The organism is Streptococcus cristatus (genome assembly GCF_003943465.1).
Taxonomy (GTDB): domain Bacteria; phylum Bacillota; class Bacilli; order Lactobacillales; family Streptococcaceae; genus Streptococcus; species Streptococcus cristatus_C.
This window is the reverse complement of the sequence record NZ_RJPR01000006.1, coordinates 105,870-112,639: the sequence shown is the minus strand read 5'-3', so window position 1 is coordinate 112,639 and position 6,770 is coordinate 105,870. Positions and strand designations below refer to the sequence as shown.

At 41.6% G+C, this 6,770-nt stretch carries 7 protein-coding genes and 1 pseudogene; all 8 read left to right on the top strand.

The window, feature by feature from the left end; all coding sequences use genetic code 11:
- Positions 1-1,224: pseudogene (locus D8793_RS11920) on the top strand (hypothetical protein); the annotation flags it as partial.
- Between the two features lie 436 nt (positions 1,225-1,660).
- Complete coding sequence (locus tag D8793_RS07565) at positions 1,661-2,911, top strand: diaminopimelate decarboxylase (protein WP_125371386.1); 1,251 nt, start codon at positions 1,661-1,663, stop codon at positions 2,909-2,911.
- Between the two features lie 57 nt (positions 2,912-2,968).
- Positions 2,969-3,217 carry a YneF family protein gene (locus tag D8793_RS07560; RefSeq protein ID WP_125371385.1) on the top strand — a complete coding sequence of 83 codons (249 nt, stop codon included), beginning with the start codon at positions 2,969-2,971 and terminating at the stop codon, positions 3,215-3,217.
- 99 nt (positions 3,218-3,316) lie between these two features.
- Positions 3,317-4,111 carry a glutamate racemase gene (racE, locus tag D8793_RS07555; RefSeq protein ID WP_125371384.1) on the top strand — a complete coding sequence of 265 codons (795 nt, stop codon included), beginning with the start codon at positions 3,317-3,319 and terminating at the stop codon, positions 4,109-4,111.
- The gene (locus tag D8793_RS07550; protein ID WP_125371383.1) at positions 4,108-5,085 is read left to right on the top strand and encodes a nucleoside-triphosphate diphosphatase; all 978 of its coding nucleotides are present in this window, start codon (positions 4,108-4,110) and stop codon (positions 5,083-5,085) included. The genes racE and D8793_RS07550 overlap by 4 nt, the downstream gene beginning before the upstream one ends.
- Positions 5,061-5,582: a metallophosphoesterase gene (locus tag D8793_RS07545; protein ID WP_125371382.1), complete on the top strand. Its 522-nt coding sequence runs from the start codon at positions 5,061-5,063 to the stop codon at positions 5,580-5,582. Before D8793_RS07550 ends, D8793_RS07545 begins: the two co-directional genes overlap by 25 nt.
- Complete coding sequence (gene cbpB / locus D8793_RS07540) at positions 5,579-6,040, top strand: cyclic-di-AMP-binding protein CbpB (protein WP_005590833.1); 462 nt, start codon at positions 5,579-5,581, stop codon at positions 6,038-6,040. The genes D8793_RS07545 and cbpB overlap by 4 nt, the downstream gene beginning before the upstream one ends.
- Positions 6,037-6,768, top strand: a complete 732-nt coding sequence (xerD, locus tag D8793_RS07535; protein ID WP_125371381.1) for a site-specific tyrosine recombinase XerD — start codon at positions 6,037-6,039, stop codon at positions 6,766-6,768. The genes cbpB and xerD overlap by 4 nt, the downstream gene beginning before the upstream one ends.
- Positions 6,769-6,770 lie beyond the last annotated feature (2 nt).

Sequence of the window (6,770 nt, the reverse complement as noted above, 5' to 3'; positions counted from 1 at the left end):
CTATCTGTGAATGATAATTCTATTGATATTGGTCATATAAATCACTATAACAATGAGAATTTTAAAGAGTTTTATTCAAAAGTTGGTTTTGAATTTTTAAGTGATAAAGGTAGACTGCAAACATTTGATGAGAAAGATGTTTTAAATAAGATAATTTTAAGTATGAATAATGAGTACAGTCTTGCTTTTATGTTATATCAATTGTTATATACAGATTATACAGAATGGGATGATAACATTGAATTTTATGATACTGAGATAAAAAAAATAATGAGGTGCGATGAAAAGCAACAAAGCTACCTCTTCGAGCAAGCTAAAGACAAAATTTTAAGCACAAATATCAGATATAGTATTACAAATGAACTTTTAGATAGTCTATGGACAAAACGAAAAGAAAAAATAACAGATTTTTATTGGTTTAATCAGTTTGGTACAAATCATCAAATGTCAGAGCTTAAAATTATATATGTTCAATGGTTATTATCAGGTGAAAAATTTTCATTCTCAAGCAGATTTAACTTTATATACGATTCATTCAGCTTTGGTAAAGTAGTAACAAGAGTGAAGAAAAGCGAAAAATGTATAAAAGCCTCCAGTAATAAATTACAATGGAAACGTGTTAGAAATAAAAAGAAAATGGATAACTTCTGTATAGACTATTTGCTTCTTACTGATAAATTAGATTCAATTTTTACGATTGAATCTTATTCGTACAAAGAAAATGATGTACAATTATCAGTTGAATATCTTTTATTTAATAACAAGGTACATTTTTCAAATATTATAGCAAAAATATCAGTATCAAGTTTGCTCCGTCTTGAGTGTATTTTAAGACGGAGGAGTTACCGTTATAGTCGGAATTTTGGCTACAATAGTAGAACATTTATTGAAGCAATGAATTCTGATGGTTTATTATATTTTTATAGTAATGAAATATTAGAATTTTATATTCTCAAAATTATTGACAGTTTTTATAAAGATTTATATATGGATATTCAATTTTTAGGTGAGTTTAAAAGTAAATTGATATCTAAATTAAAAGATAGTAATATTACAGTCAATGAGTATGTTGAATTAATCTCTGAAAAAATTTCAACCATAGATAGTATTTCTATACTCCAAAAAGAAGAAATAATTTGTAAATTAAACGATCTTTTATACAATACTGCAGCAAAAAATAATCAGAGCAAGCCAGATTATAAGAAACCATACAGATATAGATAGATGTACTCAATATCTTGTTTTAATATACATAACATATATAAATGCTCTTCTCTGGAAAAAATGTAATCTAAATCAACAACAATTAGTTTAAAAAATATTTCAATATTTGATTTGGTTATATCTTTTTTAATGGAAATTATAAGTAATTGACTTTCAATGTTATACTAGAAAAGTCAATATTTTAGAAAACAAGTCACTACCTAATAAATTCTGTCAGTTCAAACCGACCAACGAGTTCAGAGCATGTATACAAATGAATATAAGGTAATAACTTCTAACTTATTCAATATAAATATTTCCTAATTTTATGATTTAAAGGCTCTAGGGTTTCTGCGATGGATAAAACCATTGTAGAAATTCTGGAGCCTATTTTTTCCCCTCCCCAGCCTACACTTGTGGTATAATATTGTCAGTAAAAGAGAAAGTAGGAGCGTGTATGAAAACTCCATTTATCAGTCGTGAGCGCTTGGCAGAGCTGACCGCGCAGTTTCCAACGCCTTTTCATCTGTATGATGAGAAGGGGATTCGGGAAAGAGCGCGTGCTTTGCATGAGGCTTTTGCTTGGAATTCTGGTTTTAAGGAATATTTTGCTGTCAAGGCGACACCAAATCCTGCTATTTTAAAAATTCTCAAGGAAGAGGGCTGCGGGGTGGACTGTGCTAGCTATGTGGAGCTGCTCATGAGCCAAAAGCTGGGCTTTGCTGGGGATGAGATTATGTTTTCGTCCAATAATACGCCAGCCGAGGAATTTCGTCTTGCGCGGGAGCTGGGAGCGACCATCAATCTAGATGCTTACGAAGACGTGGCTTTCTTGAAGGAGGTGGCTGGGATTCCCAAGGTGATCTCTTGCCGCTATAATCCCGGTGGTGTCTTTGAGCTGGGGACTAGTATCATGGATCATCCAGAGGAAGCCAAGTTTGGTATGACCAAGGCGCAGCTGATTCAGGCCTTCAAAGACCTCAAGGAGCTTGGGGCTGAGAAATTCGGCATTCATGCCCTCTTAGCTTCCAATACTGTCAGCAACGACTACTATCCAGCGCTAGCTCGTCAGCTTTTTGAGCTGGCTGTAGAAGTAGTGGCTGAGACAGGAGTAGAGCTAGATTTTATCAATCTGTCTGGCGGTGTCGGCATTAATTATCAGCCTGAAGGTGAGGAAAATGACATTGCGGTTATCGGTCAGGGAGTTCGTCAGGCCTATGAGGACATCCTGACTCCAGCTGGACTAGGTCAGGTCAAGATTTTCACAGAACTGGGTCGTTTTATACTGGCTCCTTTCGGTCTTTTGGTGACCAAGGTGACTCACAAAAAGCAGACCTATCGGACCTATCTGGGAGTGGATGCTTCTGCGGTTAATCTCCTACGTCCTGCTATGTATGGAGCTTATCACCATATTACCAATATGGATCGGCCAGAAGGGCCGACGGAGACTGTCGATGTGGTCGGCAGCCTCTGTGAAAACAACGACAAATTTGCCATCCAGCGGGAGCTTCCTGTCAGTCAGATTGGCGATACGCTGGTTATTCACGACACTGGTGCCCACGGCTTCTCTATGGGCTACCAATACAATGCCAAATTGCGCTCTAGCGAGATCCTCCTAGAGGAAAATGGTCAGGCTCGTATGATTCGTCGAGCAGAGAGGCCAGAAGATTATTTCGCCACTCTCTATGGCTTTGATTTTGAAAAATAGAGATAATTTGGTATAATAAAGAGTAATGTAAAAAATGAAACAGGAGTTCGGATTATTATGAATACATTGTTAGCAATTTTATTGATTATGCTGGCTTTCTTTGGTGGGATTTTGTTTGGTATGTACTTACTTCGCCGTCAGGTCGAAAAGGAATTTGCGGAAAATCCACGCCTCAATGTGGAAGCAGTGCGGATGTTGCTCAGTGCTAATGGTCAAAAGCCAAGTGAAGCACGCGTTCAACAAGTTTACCGTCAAATCATCAATCAACAAAAAGCAGCAGTTGCTAAAAATAAAAACAAAAAATAAGCTTCTCTCTGCTGCCCTTTGGTGGCAGACGGAGATTTCTATATAAAAAATGGGGATTTGGGCTAGGCTTCCAATCCCTTGTTTTAGAAAGAAGACTGTATGGATAACCGACCGATTGGATTTTTGGACTCTGGGGTGGGCGGTCTGACTGTTGTCCGTGAATTGATGCGGCAACTCCCCCACGAGGAAGTGGTTTATATAGGTGATTCGGCTCGGGCTCCATATGGTCCTAGGCCGGCGGAGCAGATTCGGGACTATACTTGGCAGTTGGTCAATTTTCTCTTGACCAAGGATGTCAAGATGATAGTTATTGCCTGCAATACTGCCACAGCTGTTGTCTGGGAGGAGGTCAAGGCTAAGTTGGACATTCCTGTCCTCGGTGTGATTTTGCCCGGAGCGAGCGCTGCTATCAAGTCTACGACTGGTGGTAAGATTGGGGTCATCGGGACTCCTATGACGGTTCAGTCCGATATTTACCGAAAAAAGATTGAGGCTCTCTCTCCTGAGATGGAGGTGCAGAGCTTGGCTTGCCCTAAGTTTGTCCCGCTGGTGGAGTCAAATGAGCTCCAGTCCAGCCTGACTAAAAAGGTGGTCTATGAGACTCTCCATCCTCTGGCGGGTAAGGTGGATACTCTTGTTTTGGGCTGTACCCACTATCCTTTGCTTCGGCCGATTATTCAAAATATGATGGGGCCGAGCGTCAAGCTGATTGACAGCGGTGCTGAGTGTGTACGGGATATTTCTGTCCTGCTCAATTATTTCGAAATCAATCGTAGCCGTGAGAAGCACGAACTGAACCATCGTTTTTATACTACAGCCAATGCTAAGAGATTTGCGGAAATCGCTGAAAACTGGCTGAATCTGAAAGTCAATGTGGAGCATGTGACCTTATGACAAAGAACATTTATGAATACAAAGATGCCTCTGACTGGTATGTAGCTGAATGGGGGCAAAGTGCCTCTTATAGTGAATTTGAGCGAGTACCAGCCGAAGCTTCTGAGATTTTAGACCGCTTAGAGAGTATTTTGGCGGAAGAAGAGCTAGGCCTGCCCTTAAATATCACGGTCATTCGCTATGGCTCAGCCTTTCGCTTTTTGACCTTCTTGCTGGATATCTTAAACCAAGAAACGGACCGAAAGTTAGAATTGTTGCAGCGGCAGGGAGCCCTTCTTTTGGTTGAAGGGGGCAAATTGCTCTATGTCCATCTGCCACAAACTGGTGTGGATTTACAAGCCTTTCTGGGAGCAAAAGATGTCAAAGACACCCTCTTGATTGCGACGCGCAATGAGGGCAAGACAGCAGAGTTTCGCAAGCTTTTCGGGAAGTTGGGCTATGAGGTGGAAAATCTGAATGACTATCCTGATTTGCCAGAAGTGGCTGAAACAGGCATGACCTTTGAAGAAAATGCCCGCCTCAAAGCTGAAACGATCAGCCAGTTGACTGGCAAAATGGTTTTGGCAGATGATTCAGGCTTGCAAGTAGATGTCTTAGGCGGCCTGCCAGGCGTCTGGTCTGCTCGCTTTGCTGGTGTTGGAGCGACGGATGATGAAAACAATATCAAGCTCTTGCATGAGCTGGCCATGGTCTTTGATATTAAAGACCGCTCTGCTCATTTCCACACGACTCTGGTGGTCGCAAGTCCAGATAAGGAATCCTTGGTGGTCGAAGCGGATTGGCCGGGTTACATTGCCCATGAGCCAAAAGGTGAAAATGGCTTTGGTTATGATCCCTTGTTCTTAGTCGGAGAGACAGGAAAAACGTCAGCTGAGCTGACAATCGAAGAGAAAAATGCCCAGTCCCATCGTGCGCAAGCAGTGCAAAAATTAATGGAGGTATTTCCAGCATGGCAAAGCAAACAATCATCGTAATGAGCGATTCCCATGGGGACCGTGCCATTGTCGAAGAAATTAAAAATCAGTATCTGGGAAAAGTCGATGCTATTTTCCATGATGGAGACTCAGAGTTACCTTTTGAGGATGAAGTCTGGAAAGGAATTCATGTCGTGGCAGGCAATATGGACTTTTATCCCGGCTACCCAGAGCGGCTGGTGACAGATTTGGATGGGACCATTATTGCCCAGACCCACGGGCACCTTTTCAATATCAACTTTAGCTTCCAAAAGCTGGATCTGTGGGCTCAGGAAGTGGGGGCAGATATTTGTCTCTATGGCCATTTGCATGTTCCAGATGCTTGGATGCAAGGGAAGACTCTCTTCCTCAATCCGGGCTCCATTAGCCAACCTCGTGGCTCAATCAACGAACGTCTCTACGCTAAGGTAGAGATTGATGATGACCGCTTTAAAATTGATTTCTATACGCGAAATCATGAGCTCTATCCAAGCTTGTCCAAGGAGTTTGCCCGATGATTGCTAAGGAATTTGAAGATTATCTGCTGCAACATGAAGACACTTTTTTGACACCTGGGGAGAATCTAGCGGTCATGATTGACACGCACAATGTGGATCATGCTATTCTCTTGCTTAGCCAGATGACTTATTCACGCATTCCAGTGGTGACTGCGGAGAAAAAGTTCGTTGGCACCATTTCTCTGACAGATATCATGGCCTATCGGATGCAGCATGAGCTGGCAGAGGAAGAGTTTATGTCTATGGACATTGTCCACATGACACGAAAGGATGGTCTGACTGTCGAGCCAGATTACAAGATTGCGGACGTTTTGCACAAGCTGGTGGATGAGTCTTTCCTGCCTGTTGTGGATAAAGAACAACATTTTTATGGCATCATTACTAGAAAGTCGATTTTAAAAGCTGTTAACTCGTTGATGCATACCTTCACGAGTCAGTATGAGATTTCCAAAAAATGAAAGAACATATCACTCCTTTTTTAGAACAAAAAAATATCTCAGAAAATTCAAAATTGGCCTATTCCTATGATCTGGAGCAATTTGTCAATGAAATCCACAGCAAGGTGACAGAAACCAATTTGCGGATTTATCAAGCCTCTATCAAGGATTTCAAGGCAGCTGTCCAGAAGCGGAAGCTCTCAGCGGTCAATCAATTTCTCTATTATCTTTATGAGAACAAGATGATTGGGGAATTTCACCGCTTGACCCTGCCAAAAGTCACTATTTCCAAGGAACTGGGAAGCGAGCTGATGGACTTGTCAGCCTTTTGGGAAACTTCTGCGGTACCACAGGGCCGGCTGATAGCGCTCTTGATTTTGGAAATGGGTCTCTTGCCAAGTGAAATCCTGCAGGTCAAGGTTGAAGATGTCAATCTTGATTTTCAGGTTTTACGGATTGAGAAGGCTGGGCAGAAGCGGATTATTAAGATCCCCGAAAGTCTGACGAGCGAGTTGGGCGCTTATTTGACAGGGACCTATTTATTTGAAAAGAATGGCAAGTCCTATTCACGCCAGTGGGGTTTTCGTCAGCTAGAAGCTTTCTTGATCGAGCAGGGGCAGGCCAGCTTGTCGGCTCAAAGCCTGCGGGAGCAATTTATCCTGCGCCAGCGGGAAAAGGGTGTCGGCATCTATGATATTGCTCGTGATCTGGGCTTGAAGACAGTCATTACATTAGAAAAATACAGATAAGA

What these genes read in the sequence shown, in the direction of transcription:
- cbpB (WP_005590833.1), top strand. Translation starts at nt 5,579, where the DNA reads ATGATTGCTAAGGAATTTGAAGATTATCTGCTGCAACATGAAGACACT.
- D8793_RS07550 (WP_125371383.1), top strand. Translation starts at nt 4,108, where the DNA reads ATGACAAAGAACATTTATGAATACAAAGATGCCTCTGACTGGTATGTA.
- D8793_RS07560 (WP_125371385.1), top strand. Translation starts at nt 2,969, where the DNA reads ATGAATACATTGTTAGCAATTTTATTGATTATGCTGGCTTTCTTTGGT.
- D8793_RS07545 (WP_125371382.1), top strand. Translation starts at nt 5,061, where the DNA reads ATGGCAAAGCAAACAATCATCGTAATGAGCGATTCCCATGGGGACCGT.
- xerD (WP_125371381.1), top strand. Translation starts at nt 6,037, where the DNA reads ATGAAAGAACATATCACTCCTTTTTTAGAACAAAAAAATATCTCAGAA.
- D8793_RS07565 (WP_125371386.1), top strand. Translation starts at nt 1,661, where the DNA reads ATGAAAACTCCATTTATCAGTCGTGAGCGCTTGGCAGAGCTGACCGCG.
- racE (WP_125371384.1), top strand. Translation starts at nt 3,317, where the DNA reads ATGGATAACCGACCGATTGGATTTTTGGACTCTGGGGTGGGCGGTCTG.